A 12,802-nucleotide genomic window follows, 5' to 3' on the forward strand; every position below is an offset into this window, starting at 1 on the left:
TCTCGCAAACCCCGATCAGGAGTCCGGTTCGCCAACCGTGCCTTTGTCAACCAAAGCGGCAATCTGTTCGGGGTCGAAACCAAGCTCTTCCAGCACCGCACGGCTGTCGGCCCCCAGTTCGCCGCGTCCGAGCCAGCGCAATCGTCCCGGCGTCTTGTCCAGCTTTGGCACGGGTCCGACGACCCTCGTGTCGTCTCCCTCGACCCCAACGATGTCGCCGCGCGCCGCGATCTGCGGATCGGCCAGGATGTCATCGACGTCATAGACCATCGCCGCCACGGCATCGTGGGACTTGAAGATGTCGATCGCTTTCTGCGCGTCATGCTGTGCCACGAATGCGCCGAGCCGGTCGACGATCTCTTCCGTATGATCCGCAAAGCCATCCAAGCTTTGGAATTGCGGCTGTTCAGCCCATTCCTGTCCGCCCGCGGCTTCCAATAGGCGTCGACCGGTCGCCGCGCTGCCTGCGCTGACCGTAACCCACTTCCCGTCCCCAGCGCGGAATACGCCCGCCGGGGCGTAGGCGTTGGGAGCCTGGAGCCCGTTTCGATCAACCGGCAGTCCCGCGCCGGTCCGCGTTGGAACGTGATAGTCGATCAGACGCAACAGCGGCTCGAAGATGGCCAGATCCACCACCTGCCCCCGTGCGCTGCCATTGTGCACCGCATGAAGCGCCATCATCGCGCCGTAGGCCGCCATGAGGCCGGTGGTTGAATCCGCCGCCGGAAAGCCGGGGTGCATCGGTGCGTTGTCGGCAAAGCCGGTCATGTGGGCCAGTCCGCTCATGGCCTCGCCGGCCCGACCGAAACCGGGCCAGGAGGACCGCGGCCCGGTCTGGCCATAGCCCGAGATCCGCACGATCACCAGATCCGGGTTCCATTCATGCATAACCTCCGGCGCCAATCCCGCTCTTTCAAGCACACCGGGACGAAAGTTCTCGATCAGAACCTGCGCATTTTCGATCAGGCGGCGCAGAACCTCGCGGCCTTCGTCGGTCTTCCAATCCAGCGCCACCAGCCGCTTGTTTCGCGCCAGTGTTTTCCACCAGACACCTACACCGTCCTTGGCGCGCGCGCTCAGAACCCGCAGCATGTCGCCCTGCCCCGGTCGTTCGATCTTGATCACCTCGGCACCGAAATCGGAGAGCAGCGCGCCGCACATCGGCGCGGCAATCACATGCCCCAGTTCAATCACCCTGAGATCGCTCAGCGGCCCGTCTTTTACCTTCATTCGGTCGTCTCCCAGATTGTCATTTCCCGGTCGTCAAGCCCCAACCGCCAGGTCAAGCGCTCTCAGTCTCCCCGGAACCGAAATACATTGCGAGAACAATCGAACGCCCGTTAGATCTCTGAAAAAGGCAACGACGTTTTCACTTGACGGAGGAAGAAATGGTTGAGCTAGACACGAATCGAATGGCTGAACGCCGACGCTCGGTCGCACAGGCATTGGACGGTCTGTTCGATCCGGGTACCATCGCCGTGGTCGGGGCGTCCCGCACCAGAGGCAAGCTCGGACAAGCCGTGCTGGCGCTGCTGAAGAGCAACGGCTATCGCGGCAGGATCATCCCGGTGAACCCTTCAGGCGGCGAGATCGAGGGCCTTGAGGCTGTGCGCAGCCTGGAAGAGATCGGCGGTCCGATTGACGTGGTCGTTCTGGCCACCCCGGTCGGTGTTGCACTTGATGCGCTGGAAAGCTGCACGCGGCTCGATGTCAAAGTCGTGGTCGGGGTGACGTCGGGGTTTTCTGAAGCCGGGGAAGACGGGCAGGAAAACGAACTGCGATTGCGCAGAATCATGCAGAACGCACCCTTTCGCCTGGTCGGACCGAACTGCGAAGGCGTGGTGCGCCCCGCGTCGGACCTGCAACTGACCTTCAGCCCCATGTTCAACGACCTCCGCCCCGGCCCGGTAGCGATAATCTCCCAATCCGGCGCGCTTGCGGGTCTTATGGCGCTGCGCCTGGGCGAACGCGGCGTGGGGATCAATGCCATCGTCTCCAGCGGTAACGAAACCGATCTGACGGCGGCAGATCTGCTCGACTACCTGGGAAACGACCCGCAGACGCGTGTGGTTCTGTGCTATGTCGAGGAACTGCGCGACGGGCGTCGGTTCGTCGAAGTTGCACGCCAACTGGCAAAGGCAGGCAAACACGTCGTTGCGGTCAAGGGCGGGCGCAGCCGCGCCGGATCGCGCGCGGTCCAGTCGCATACCGGCGCGATGGCCGGAGACGACCGGGTGATCAGCGCGGTGTTTCGTGAAACCGGGGTAATCCGCGCGCGCGAGTCCGTGGCCGCTGTCGATGCCGTCACGGCGCTCGCCGCGGGGCGGCGGCCTGCCGGCAACCGGGTCGGCATCATCTCTGTCACCGGCGGGCTTGGCGTCGAGATGACCGATCTGGCCGAAAGCGCGGGGTTCGAGGTGCCGGTGCTGGCCGAGGCGACGCAGACCGCACTATCGCGCTATGTGCCGTTCTACGGGTCGGTCTCGAACCCGGTCGACCTGACCGGCGTGGTTCTGGCGAATCCCACCTATGTGGGTCGCTGTCTGGAGGCCGTTGCCGATGATCCGGGCGTCGATATCGCTATCGCAATCATCACATTTGTGCCGGATCAACAGTTCATCGAAGCCTTGGCCGAAGCGTTCGACAGCACCGGCAAGCCGATCCTGATCGTCTGGACCGGCGCTGCGCGCAGTAATGCCTCGGGCGAGGCGCTGCGCGAACGGGCTGTTCCGGTGTATGATTCGCCCGCGCGGGCGGCGTCGGGCCTTGCGGCGCTGGCAGCCACGACGGGAGAAGTGTCATGACCCCCAGAGAAACACTGGAAAGCTGGCACCGTGCCGGGCGCAAAGTGGTGCACGAGGCCGACGCGAAGGACCTGCTGCAGCGGATCGGTATACCTGTGCCGAAACGCAACCCCGCTGAAGGGCGCTGTGTCGCCAAGCTGTGTCACGACGACTATCCACATAAGTCAGATCATGGCCTTGTCCGGCTGGGTCTCTCGCCCGAAGAGGCGAAGCGAGCCACCACCGAAATGGCGCAACGGTTCCCGGGCGGCACGACGCTGATCGAGGAAATGGAAGACGGGTCCGTGGCCGAATGGATCATCGGCTGTAAACGCGACGACACTTTTTGGCCCGATCGTTCTGGCCGGTCCCGGCGGCATTCTGGTGGAACTGATCGACACGGCCGAAATCCGGCTCGCTCCGGCAAAGCCACAAACCGCCGAATCTATGGTGCGCTCGGGTCCGGGCGCCAGGATGCTGGCTGGCCTGCGCGGCGCGGAACCGGCCGACCGGGGGGGGCCTGGCGGACCTGATTTCGCGCATATCTGTTTTCTTCGCCGAAAACGCCGATCTGATCTCGGAAATTGAAATCAACCCTGTGATGGTTCGGGCGGACGGGAAAGGTTTGGTCGCTGCCGATGCCTTGATCGTGTTGTCACCTAACGCGGATGAACAGGAGAGTTAAACGTGATACGTCACCCTTTCGGAGAGTTGTCACTGGGCCAGACCGGCGTGTCGAGCGGGCGAACGATGACGGAAACCGATGTCGTTAATTTCTGCATGCTTACCGGGAACTGGCTTGAACTGCATTCCAACATTGAGCATGCCAAGGAGGCGATCTACGGCCAGCGTCTTGTTCAGGGCAGCCTCGTGTTTTCCATCGTCAATGCGATGATCCCCTTCGACAGCTCCGTGCTCGCCGCCTTCTACGGCTGCGACAAGCTGCGCTTTCTGCGGCCGACCTTCATCAACGACACCCTCTGGGCGCGCGTGGAAATCGTCAATCTGAAGGACCATGACGAAAAGCACGGCGTCGTGACCAGCAAGCTGGAAGGCATCAACCAACGCGACGAAACGGTCCTGCGCTGCGAATTCAGTCTGCTGATCCGCAAGACACGTCTGGGTCGCCCCGGAGAGCCCGCCAAGATCCGCGCCGCGCATGACAAAACACACGGAGAGAACGCATGAACTTTCTGACACCCGAACAAGAGATGTGGCGCACCACCGTCGCGCGTTTCATCGACGAAGAGATCGGCCGCGACTACATCCGCAAATGCGACCGTGAGCGCGAATACCCCTATGAGGCCTACGAAAAGGTCGCCAAGCAGGGCTGGCTTGGCATCCTCTTTTCCGAGGAAAGCGGCGGGCTGGGCGGCGATATCGTGGATTACGCCCTGATGTGCGAGGGGCTGGCGAAATACGGTTTCGATTTTTCCACCGGTCTGATGGTCGCCACCTTCACCGCGATGAACATCGAGAAATTCGGCACGCCCGAACAGAAAGAGCGCTACATCCAGCCGTTCCTCGATGGCGACATCCGCTTCTCGATCTCGATTTCCGAACCCGGCGCCGGGTCGGACGCGGCTTCAACCAAGACCCGCGCGCGGCGTGATGGCAATGGCTGGGTGGTAAAGGGGCAAAAGCTCTGGTGCTCGGGCGCAAAGGCCGACAATGCGATTCTGGCCATGCTGACCCGCACCGACCCCGACGCCCCCAAGCACAAAGGGCTTTCGGTGTTCCTGATCCCCAACGACGCTGAAGGGCTGGACATCCGCAAGCTGCCGACCCTGGCGCGGCGCGCAACGGGCACCACCGAGATTTTTGTCGACGATGTGAAACTGCCCGCCGACGCGCTGCTGGGGACCGAAAACGAAGGCTGGAAAATCATCACCGACCATCTGGAACTGGAACGCGTCGCCGTGGCCGCCGCCTATGTCGGCAACGCCCAGACAGCGGTGGACGACGCTCTGCGCTACGCCCATGAGCGGATACAGTTCGACAAGCCGATCTTCGACTTTCAGGTGATCCGCCACATGCTGGCCGATATGCAGACCCAGGTCGACGCCGCGCGGTTGCTGGTCTATCGTGCCGCCAACCTTGCCGCGGCCAAAACGCCCTGCACGCGCGAAGTGTCGATGGCAAAGCTCTTTGCCTCTGAGACCCTGCAAACCGTCACACGCAACGGCATGCAGATCCTCGGCGGTCATTCCATGCTGCCGGACGCGGATATGGAACGGTATTTCCGCGAAGGAATGCAAAGCACCATCGGCGGCGGGACATCGCAGATCCAGCGCACGCTGATCGCCAAGACCATGCGCCCGAACTGACGTCGGGACCGCATCGGAACGACGGGACAACAGGGAGAAAGAGCATATGAAGAACGGACGCGACCCGGTGATCGTCGGCCTTGCCGACGCGCCAATCGAGGATGGGAAATTCGTCACCAAGGCGTCGGTCTTGGGCCATGCCGCATTGGTGGCAAAGGCCGCCGTCGAAGAAGCCGGTCTGACGCTGGATGATGTCGATGGTCTTTTGACCGCCGGCATGTGGGGCGTGCCGGGGCCGGGACAGCTCGCCACTGTAACGCTGGGCGAATATCTGGGCATCATGCCGACCTACGTTGACGGTACCAATATCGGCGGCTCTGCCTTTGAAGCGCATGTCGCCCACGCCGCGATGGCATTGCGCGAGGGCTATTGCGAGGTTGCGCTGATCGTTTACAGCTCCGACCAGAAATCCCTGCGCAGCCGCAATCTGGGCGGACGTCCATCGGTGCTGTCGATGCAGCACGAAACCCCCTATGGGATGCCGACGCCTGTGGGCGGCTACGCGATGGCGGCGCAGCGGCACATGCACGAATACGGCACCACTTCCGAGAACCTTGCCGAGATCGCCGTCGCCACCCGGAAATGGGCGCAGCTGAACCCCGCCGCAACGCGGCGCGATCCGCTGACCGTCGACGACGTTCTGTCCAGCACGATGATCTCGGAACCGCTGCACCTGCTCGACTGCTGCCTTGTCACCGACGGCGCGGGCGCCATCGTTATGACCACCGCCGAACGCGCCAAGAACCTCAGGACCAAACCCGTTGCGGTCAAGGGCTATGGCGAGGCGCACACCCATTGGGCCATCGCAGAGATGCCCGACCTTGCCCGTCTGCTGCCGGCGCAAAAGGCCGGCGAAACCGCGATGAAAATGGCCGGTGTAAGTCCTTCCGACATTGACGTGGTCGAGGTCTACGACAGTTTCACCATCACGGTCCTGCTGACGCTGGAGGCGCTGGGTTTCTGCAAGATCGGCGAAGGCGGCGATTTTGTCTCCGGCCAACGCACGGCACCCGGCGGTGCCTTTCCGATGAACACCAATGGCGGCGGCCTGTCCGCGCTGCATCCGGGCATGTACGGGATATTCCTGCTGATCGAGGCCACCCGCCAGTTGCGGGGCGTCTGCGGCGACCGGCAGGTCGCGGGTGCCGAGACCGCGCTGGTGCATGGCACGGGGGGCACGCTGTCCTCTGGCGCGACCGTGATTTTGCAGAAGGACTGAGCCGATGAGCACTGAAAAACCGCTTCCAGTGATCGACCACGACAGCGCCCCCTATTGGCAGGCCGCACACGAGGGCCGCCTTGACATCCCGCTGTGCGGCGATTGTGGCAAGCATCACTTCTATCCACGGGCGATCTGCCCGTATTGCCATTCCGACAATCTGAATTTCGATACGGTCAGCGGGCGGGGCGAGGTGCATACCTTTACCATCGCCCGCCGCCCGGCGGGCCCGGCCTTTGCTGACGACGTTCCCTATGTTGTCGCGCTGATCGAACTGGAAGAAGGCCCGCGGATGATGAGCCGGATCCAGACCGACGACCCGGAGAAAGTGCATATCGGGGCCAAGGTCGAAGTGACCTTCGTGAAAGCCAGCGACGAGATCAGCTTTCCTTACTTCAGGATGACCTGAGACAGCAGGCACAGGTCCGCGCAACCAATCGTAAAAGGGCCGCCGCAGGTATTTTTCGGCGGCCCCGTTCTTTGAAAGAGCAGTGGCGTCACCCGGTGCTGAGGGTCTGCCGCTCTCCGCGCATAAACCGCCAAACGATCAGACCGGTCAATGCCAGCCCACCGATAATATCGGCCATCGGCGCGGCATAGAACAGCAAGGCAGCCGACGCCAGAAACACCCCCCGCCCAGGTATGGACAGCGTTCCCCGAAAGTAACCGCTCAACCCGACGCTGACCGCAAAGACGGCGGCGCTTGCCACGCCCAGATCCAGAACGATCTGACCGGTCCCGCCCTGCGCCAGAATGCCCGGTCTGAACACAAACAGGAAGGGCACCACATAAACCGCCCCGGCAAGCACCAGTGCACGACCGGCAACTTTCCAGAAATTGGCCCCGGCCAGCGCGGCGGCGGCATAGACGCTGGCGCAGACCGGCGGCGTGATGGCTGACAGAATCGCGTAGTAGAAGACGAACAGATGCGCCGTCAGTTCCGGCAGGCCAAGCCGCACAAGGCTGGGTGCTGCAACCGCCGCCGCCAGAACATAAGAGGCCGTGGTCGGCACATCCATTCCCAGCACGATCGACAGCACAGCCGCCAGCAGCAGGGCGACGATCAGGCCCTGATCGGACACTGAAAACAGCAGGTTCGAGATTTTGACCCCCGCGCCCGTCGCTGTCAGAACCTTGACGACGATCGCGGCACAGGCCAGCAACGCGGCAATCATCACCAGCGCGCGACCGGCCTCGACCATCCCCTCGTAAACGTCGCGGACCAACCCGGTCCAACATGCCTTCAGCCCCTGCTCCCGTGTGTCGCGGCCAAAGGGGCGCACGGCTGCACAGGCCAAGATCAAAACGATGATCGACGCGGCACCGGCAAAGCTTGGCGTGTAGCCCTGGAACAGGAAATAGACCACCGTTGCGATAGGCAGGAACAGCGGGATCGCCTTGTCGGGTGCCAGGAAATCCGCCGGTTTCGGCATTTCGTTTTTCGGTGTGGGCTGAAGGCCCGTGCGGCGCGCATAAAGGTCCACTCCGAGCCATATCGCGAGGTAGTAGAGAAACGCCGGGCCCATCGCTGCCACAGCGATCTGGGTGTAGGGAATGTTCAGGAACTCAGCCATGATGAAGGCCCCCGCCCCCATCACCGGCGGGGTCAACTGACCGGCGGAAGACGCAACCGCCTCGACCGCGCCGGCAAAGGCCGGCGGGTAGCGCAGCCGCTTCATTGTGGGGATCGTAATCGACCCCGTCGCCATCACATTGGCCACCGCCGATCCGGTCACCGTCCCGAACATCGCCGAGGACAGCGCGCAGACCTTCGCAGGGCCGCCGAAGGTGCGCCCGGCGATCCATGTCGCCATCTTCATGAACACGTCGGTCGCCCCGGTGGACAAAAGCAATGCCCCCAGAAGCACATAGATCGTGATGACCCGAGCGCCCACATCCGCAAGATAGCCGAAAATACCGGTGGTCGAGCTGTAGAAGGTTTCGACCGCCGTGCGGGCCGAAACGCGCGGCGGGCGCCAGCCCCCGTCGATCAGATCGTACCCGAAGTAATAATAGAGAACGGTAATCAGTGCCAGCAAGGGCAGGAACCACCCGATCACCCGCCGGGCCGCTTCGAGCGTCAGCAAGACGGCCAGCAACCCGGCCGCCTTGTCGAGCGGCCCGTACTGCACCATGATGTCGGAAAAGCGATCCCGGTTGAGGATCACATAGAGGCACACGCCAAAGGCCAGCAGCCCGAGCGTGATGTCGATGGTCCGCTCCAGCCCGTTTCGACCGCCGGTCCGCGCTGCACGCGCGGCGTAAAGGAAAAAGGCACCGCCCAGACCGAAGCCGATAAAGATCGGTCGTTGAACCAGCGGTTCGAACTGTCCGAACAGGGCATTGTAGAAATGCAAAGCGACAAATGCCGCAAACAGCGCGCCGAGCGCCTGTGTTCCGCGCCGTTGCCAGGGCGAAGCCTCGGCCGATGAGTGTCTCATTGTCGTGTTCCCTTTCAGGCGGCGGGGCGCAAATGGCGCCCCACTCGACCGGTCCTTCCGATCGGCAGCGTGACCGTCCGCAGTGCGGAATCAGTTACCCATGGCTTCTTTCCAGTAGCGCGCCGCGCCCGGATGATAGACGATACCGGCCTCCATCGTCGCGACGGCATCGGCTGCAATGTCGTACTCCGTCAATTGCGGCCAGGCCTCGACCAGCAGGTCCATGTTCTGGTGGATGCTGCGCGAGATGTCATAGGCCGTGTCGTCGTCCATGACGCCGGTGCGTGTCAGGAAAAAGACGTTGAGCTTGGGCACCCGCATCTCCTCGGACCCCGCAATAAGGCCTGCCGGAAGGGTTGTGAAACCGACGCCTTCCATGGCTTGTGTCGCCGCTTTCTCCTGCTCTTCGGAGAAACCGATCAACCGCATCTCTGTGCTGGTCATCAACTCTTGCAAGGTCGCATCGACAGAGTTTGCGGCCCCGTATTTGCTGTAACCGATGATCTGGCGGTTCTTGATGCCTTCCACCGCGTCCCCGACGGCTCCGTGCACGAGGTCGGCATTGATGTCGAACATCGACAGGACGGTGGTTGTCAGGTTCTCGGCAGCCGATCCGCGAATACCTGGATTGAATTTCTTGCCATCCAGATCGTCAAGCGTGGTCACACCCGATGCTTCGGTTGCGGCAATCAGCAGCACCGACGCGCTGTAGGGATACAGCGCCACCGTATCGGAAATGGCGTTTCCGTCGAACTTGCCGGTTCCGTTTCGGGCAGCGATCAGAATGTCAGTGGTGGCAAGGCCGAGATCGATTTCATCCCGCGCGAGGCGCAGAACATTGTCCACGCTGGCGCCGGTTTCGATCACGTTGACGGTGGTATCCTCCATACCGGTCTCGATCGCCTTGCTCATCGCGACCGAGATCGTAAAGTGGCTGGACGTCGGGCTCGTGGTCCCCATCGTAAGGTCTTTGGCCGAAACCGCGCCGCCCACAAGAAGGGCACTGAGCGCCACTGCGGTGCCGATGGGCCCCCTGCTTCCGATTGTTTTGCGTTTGAACATGTCTTCCTCCCAGTTGTTGTTCAGAATTACCCGTACTTGCGCGTCAGGCGCGCAAAGTTCCGGTCTTGTCGATCCGCTCACGCAGAGCCGTCAGTTCCTCCTCTGTTGGCAGCGGCGTTTGCGGCACGTTCTGAGTGATCCCAAGGTCAAACCCCGTGTGGCGCTGAACCTCTGCGGCCGTATGGCCCGCGTGGACAGATTTCAGTCGCATCCGCAGCGTCGCCGGGTCGAAATCCAGAACCGCGCGGGGTGTCACTACGAACCGCGGCCCTTCGTTGGTCAGGCCGGCGACGCGCTTTGCCTCGGGGCCGGAAAGGTGCCCCGGTATGGTGACGAAATCTACTTTTTCGACAAAATTCCGCGTCGTATGAAGCGTCGGGCAGATGTAGAACCGCGTCGAAGTGTGGCAGTAGGACAGGTTGGCCGCCCCCGGTCCGCGCACCTTGGGCGCGTGCAGCGTGCCACCGACGTGATGCAGGTTGATGTTGCCATAAGCGTCATGCTGCAACCCGCTGTGAAAGAAGAAATCCAACCCGTGATGGCTGTGGCCGAAAAGCTCGATGAAGGTTTCGGCGGCCTCGCAGCGGCCCAGGGCGCGGTCGTCCAGCATAGAGGGATAGAGCCGTCCCGGCTCGGGGTTGAAGAACATCTCTCCGCCGACTGTCAGGTTGGGTGCGTGCAGTTCGCGCGCCAGCGCGATCGCCGCCATCGGCACCAGAGCCGCCGCACCCGCCGCCCCCAGTTCGCCATCGGCCAGGTCGCGGGCCAGCACCACGACCATCTGCTCAAGGGGGGAAATCGCAGCACTCATCCTTTCCGCGCCTCCGCGTTAAGCTGCGCCAGATATTCTGCGCCCCCGACTGTTTTTATATAGTCTTTCTGATCTTTCGGCCCGGTCACATGGCGCGCGATGTAGGCATCCAGTCCCGCGCGGTCGCTGGCCCGGGCGGCGTCGCCCAGATCGGCGTAGGCGTCGATATGATCCTCGTCCATCGCGTAATTGGGGAAGCTCGCGGTTGGGTGTGCGCCGTAAGGCACCTCGACTACGACGTCGACATAGTGTGATGGCACCGTGACCCGTGACGGGTCATCAAGGATCACCTCGTCCGGCACGATCCTGTCCACGCTGGCAATGACCATGTCCGAGGCGCGCGCCATCAGCTGATCGGCATAGACCATCGTGCTGAGATGGCGCAGGTTCCCCCAGCGGTCGGCTTCCTGCGCGTGCAGGAAGGTCACGCGGGGCCGGATCGGTCCGACGGCGTGGATGCGGCGGCCCGAAAACGGACAGTCGATTTCGCGGATCAGCGGATTGTGCTTCAGCACGTCCGACCCCCGCAACGCGTCGATCGGCTGAAACGGCACACCGTGGGCCGACGCCATCAGCCCCCCAACCACGGTCAAGGCATCAAGTGCATGTGCAGTCACCTGCCCCGCCTCGACCGCGCTTCGGAAATTGGGGCAGAGACGGTTTTCCAGCGTGACGCCGGGAATGAACACCTGCTCGACCGCGCCCGCCGCGATCATCAGATCGACGTCATAGCCCGCACCGGGCGAGGAATAGATATGCAGGCCCTTTGCCCCCACCGCCAGCAGCCCGCGCACCAGAGCGACCGGCCTGCCCTGCTTGAACAGCCCGCCAAGGCACAGGTCCGGACGTTCCCGCAAAGCGTCCCGGGCCCGGCGCGCTGCGTCCTGCAGCCCCGTGACCTTGCTGCGGCGCGTGAGTGTCGTTTGGCCTTCCATTGTTCGGTACGTCGCTCCGATGCTGCTGTTTTACCGGGCCGACCGCCGGGGAGTTTTCGCAGAACAACTGTACTCGACCGCACGCGATCCAGCACCTTCCGGGATGTGACGGGGATGATCGAACACATATGTGCGATTGGCCGCGCAGGGCGCATGGCGCAGGATCAGGACATCAGAGCGGGCCTGCCGACGACAATGAGAGCAATGAGAAGGATGCTGACCAGACCGAACAGCCCGTTCCATCTCAAACCGATGGTCAGGGGCCGTTCCCTGACGATGGAAGACGCATAAACGACGGCGGTGATGGCAAGCCTCATACAAATGATGCTGCTCCATCCACCGGCCAGCGCAAGGCCCGGAGCAAGGGGTGACAAACCATCCACGCCGATGCGAATGACCACTTCCGCCAGCAACACCACCGAGATCATCGGGTGTATACCCAGCAGCCCCGTCAGGAATACCGTCATGATCAACAGCACAACGGTCACGTCAGGCCGCGTTGCGATCCAGCCAAGAGGGTCGGCAATCCATTCGACGGGACGACCTCAAGTGCAACGAGGCCAATAAACCCCGCCGAAGCGATAACGCTCATTTCGGTCGCGAATCCCGGTGCCCGTTTCACGAACCGTCACGACATGTGGCAAATGCTGCCGACGCCCTTGCGCAGACCCGACCAGAGAAGCGCATAAACCGGCACGATGGTGATCAGGGCGGTCTGGAAACTGTATTCCGTCGCTCTGTCCAGTATCACGACGATGCCACCCAGCATAAGGATATGACCCGTAACGATCACGACCGACCAACGGGCCCAGCCCGGCAAGTCCCCGGTCAGGGGCGCGACCCTGCCGCGCGCCGACGGCGGACGTCACCATTCGACCGAGTCGAACAACCCCCCAAGAAAAAGCACCCCCGGCCAGCCGGGTTGCGTGCGGCGGGCCGTTTCAAAGCATCAATGGACGGCATCTGCATCCGCTGTTACGAGGCATTTGGCGTGCCTGCAAAGGTGCGCCAGTTCCGGACACGCTGGTCGGGCTGTGATGTCCTGGATGCCAGCTTCATCCGCAGCGGCCCGCAATGCGCCTTTGCCTTCCAGACCATTCGCGCAGACATCCCCAACCGCAGTTGCGCTTCGCTTCGACGTTATTCCGACACGTCCGGCGTTTGATCTCCAAAGGGTTCAGATGAAGGATGGCCTTCAGGCTGCTTTAACCCTGCGGGGATCAC

The 12,802-nt window shown here is 62.6% G+C and carries 14 protein-coding genes and 1 pseudogene; 8 read left to right on the forward strand and 7 right to left on the reverse strand.

Annotated features, from left to right (window positions below; all coding sequences use genetic code 11):
* Positions 1–15: 15 nt before the first annotated feature.
* On the reverse strand, positions 16–1,230 hold the full coding sequence (locus tag C1J04_RS16040; protein ID WP_114865565.1) for a CaiB/BaiF CoA transferase family protein: 1,215 nt from the start codon (positions 1,228–1,230) through the stop codon (positions 16–18).
* A 158-nt stretch (positions 1,231–1,388) separates the two neighbouring features.
* Between C1J04_RS16040 and C1J04_RS16045 the strand changes: the two genes are divergently transcribed.
* The 7 genes and pseudogenes from C1J04_RS16045 (at position 1,389) to C1J04_RS16070 (ending at position 6,738) form a co-directional block, all read left to right on the forward strand.
* Entirely contained in the window at positions 1,389–2,804 is a 1,416-nt protein-coding gene (locus tag C1J04_RS16045) for an acetate--CoA ligase family protein (RefSeq protein WP_240790884.1), read from the forward strand.
* Positions 2,801–3,052 (forward strand): annotated as a pseudogene (locus C1J04_RS19600) (acetate--CoA ligase family protein); the annotation flags it as partial. The gene C1J04_RS16045 and the pseudogene C1J04_RS19600, both read left to right, overlap by 4 nt.
* A gap of 115 nt (positions 3,053–3,167) precedes the next feature.
* Positions 3,168–3,371, forward strand: a complete 204-nt coding sequence (locus C1J04_RS19605; RefSeq protein WP_254693860.1) for an acetate--CoA ligase family protein — start codon at positions 3,168–3,170, stop codon at positions 3,369–3,371.
* A gap of 99 nt (positions 3,372–3,470) precedes the next feature.
* On the forward strand, positions 3,471–3,971 hold the full coding sequence (locus C1J04_RS16055; protein WP_254693861.1) for a MaoC/PaaZ C-terminal domain-containing protein: 501 nt from the start codon (positions 3,471–3,473) through the stop codon (positions 3,969–3,971).
* On the forward strand, positions 3,968–5,110 hold the full coding sequence (locus tag C1J04_RS16060) for an acyl-CoA dehydrogenase family protein (RefSeq protein WP_037929884.1): 1,143 nt from the start codon (positions 3,968–3,970) through the stop codon (positions 5,108–5,110). Before C1J04_RS16055 ends, C1J04_RS16060 begins: the two co-directional genes overlap by 4 nt.
* A gap of 46 nt (positions 5,111–5,156) precedes the next feature.
* Positions 5,157–6,329 (forward strand): acetyl-CoA acetyltransferase, encoded by a 1,173-nt coding sequence (locus tag C1J04_RS16065; protein WP_114865568.1) that lies wholly within the window; start codon positions 5,157–5,159, stop codon positions 6,327–6,329.
* 4 nt (positions 6,330–6,333) lie between these two features.
* A complete protein-coding gene (locus tag C1J04_RS16070) occupies positions 6,334–6,738 on the forward strand; it encodes a Zn-ribbon domain-containing OB-fold protein (RefSeq protein ID WP_114865569.1) in 405 nt (134 codons plus the stop codon).
* Between the two features lie 88 nt (positions 6,739–6,826).
* Here C1J04_RS16070 and C1J04_RS16075 read toward each other — a convergent pair whose 3' ends face one another.
* From C1J04_RS16075 to C1J04_RS19710, 6 genes are all read right to left on the reverse strand, one after another.
* Positions 6,827–8,770 carry a TRAP transporter permease gene (locus C1J04_RS16075; RefSeq protein WP_240790885.1) on the reverse strand — a complete coding sequence of 648 codons (1,944 nt, stop codon included), beginning with the start codon at positions 8,768–8,770 and terminating at the stop codon, positions 6,827–6,829.
* Positions 8,771–8,860: 90 nt separating this feature from the next.
* Entirely contained in the window at positions 8,861–9,832 is a 972-nt protein-coding gene (locus C1J04_RS16080) for a TAXI family TRAP transporter solute-binding subunit (RefSeq protein WP_114865570.1), read from the reverse strand.
* Between the two features lie 43 nt (positions 9,833–9,875).
* Positions 9,876–10,643: a hypothetical protein gene (locus tag C1J04_RS16085; RefSeq protein ID WP_114865571.1), complete on the reverse strand. Its 768-nt coding sequence runs from the start codon at positions 10,641–10,643 to the stop codon at positions 9,876–9,878.
* Entirely contained in the window at positions 10,640–11,578 is a 939-nt protein-coding gene (locus C1J04_RS16090; RefSeq protein ID WP_114865572.1) for a CoA transferase subunit A, read from the reverse strand. The genes C1J04_RS16085 and C1J04_RS16090 overlap by 4 nt, the downstream gene beginning before the upstream one ends.
* Before the next feature lie 164 nt (positions 11,579–11,742).
* Complete coding sequence (locus C1J04_RS19610; protein ID WP_240790886.1) at positions 11,743–12,066, reverse strand: hypothetical protein; 324 nt, start codon at positions 12,064–12,066, stop codon at positions 11,743–11,745.
* Positions 12,067–12,206: 140 nt separating this feature from the next.
* On the reverse strand, positions 12,207–12,329 hold the full coding sequence (locus tag C1J04_RS19710; RefSeq protein WP_289092244.1) for a hypothetical protein: 123 nt from the start codon (positions 12,327–12,329) through the stop codon (positions 12,207–12,209).
* 201 nt (positions 12,330–12,530) lie between these two features.
* On the opposite strand from C1J04_RS19710, the gene C1J04_RS16100 reads away from it, so the two are divergent.
* Entirely contained in the window at positions 12,531–12,743 is a 213-nt protein-coding gene (locus tag C1J04_RS16100) for a hypothetical protein (protein ID WP_114865573.1), read from the forward strand.
* Positions 12,744–12,802: the final 59 nt, after the last annotated feature.

Source organism: Sulfitobacter sp. SK025 (genome assembly GCF_003352105.1).
Classification (GTDB): domain Bacteria; phylum Pseudomonadota; class Alphaproteobacteria; order Rhodobacterales; family Rhodobacteraceae; genus Sulfitobacter; species Sulfitobacter pontiacus.

Excerpts from the sequence above, each read along its gene's own strand:
- C1J04_RS16040 (WP_114865565.1), bottom strand. The coding sequence starts at position 1,230 with ATGAAGGTAAAAGACGGGCCGCTGAGCGATCTCAGGGTGATTGAACTG.
- C1J04_RS16045 (WP_240790884.1), top strand. The coding sequence starts at position 1,389 with ATGGTTGAGCTAGACACGAATCGAATGGCTGAACGCCGACGCTCGGTC.
- C1J04_RS16060 (WP_037929884.1), top strand. The coding sequence starts at position 3,968 with ATGAACTTTCTGACACCCGAACAAGAGATGTGGCGCACCACCGTCGCG.
- C1J04_RS16065 (WP_114865568.1), top strand. The coding sequence starts at position 5,157 with ATGAAGAACGGACGCGACCCGGTGATCGTCGGCCTTGCCGACGCGCCA.
- C1J04_RS16070 (WP_114865569.1), top strand. The coding sequence starts at position 6,334 with ATGAGCACTGAAAAACCGCTTCCAGTGATCGACCACGACAGCGCCCCC.
- C1J04_RS16075 (WP_240790885.1), bottom strand. The coding sequence starts at position 8,770 with ATGAGACACTCATCGGCCGAGGCTTCGCCCTGGCAACGGCGCGGAACA.
- C1J04_RS16080 (WP_114865570.1), bottom strand. The coding sequence starts at position 9,832 with ATGTTCAAACGCAAAACAATCGGAAGCAGGGGGCCCATCGGCACCGCA.
- C1J04_RS16085 (WP_114865571.1), bottom strand. The coding sequence starts at position 10,643 with ATGAGTGCTGCGATTTCCCCCCTTGAGCAGATGGTCGTGGTGCTGGCC.
- C1J04_RS16090 (WP_114865572.1), bottom strand. The coding sequence starts at position 11,578 with ATGGAAGGCCAAACGACACTCACGCGCCGCAGCAAGGTCACGGGGCTG.
- C1J04_RS16100 (WP_114865573.1), top strand. The coding sequence starts at position 12,531 with ATGGACGGCATCTGCATCCGCTGTTACGAGGCATTTGGCGTGCCTGCA.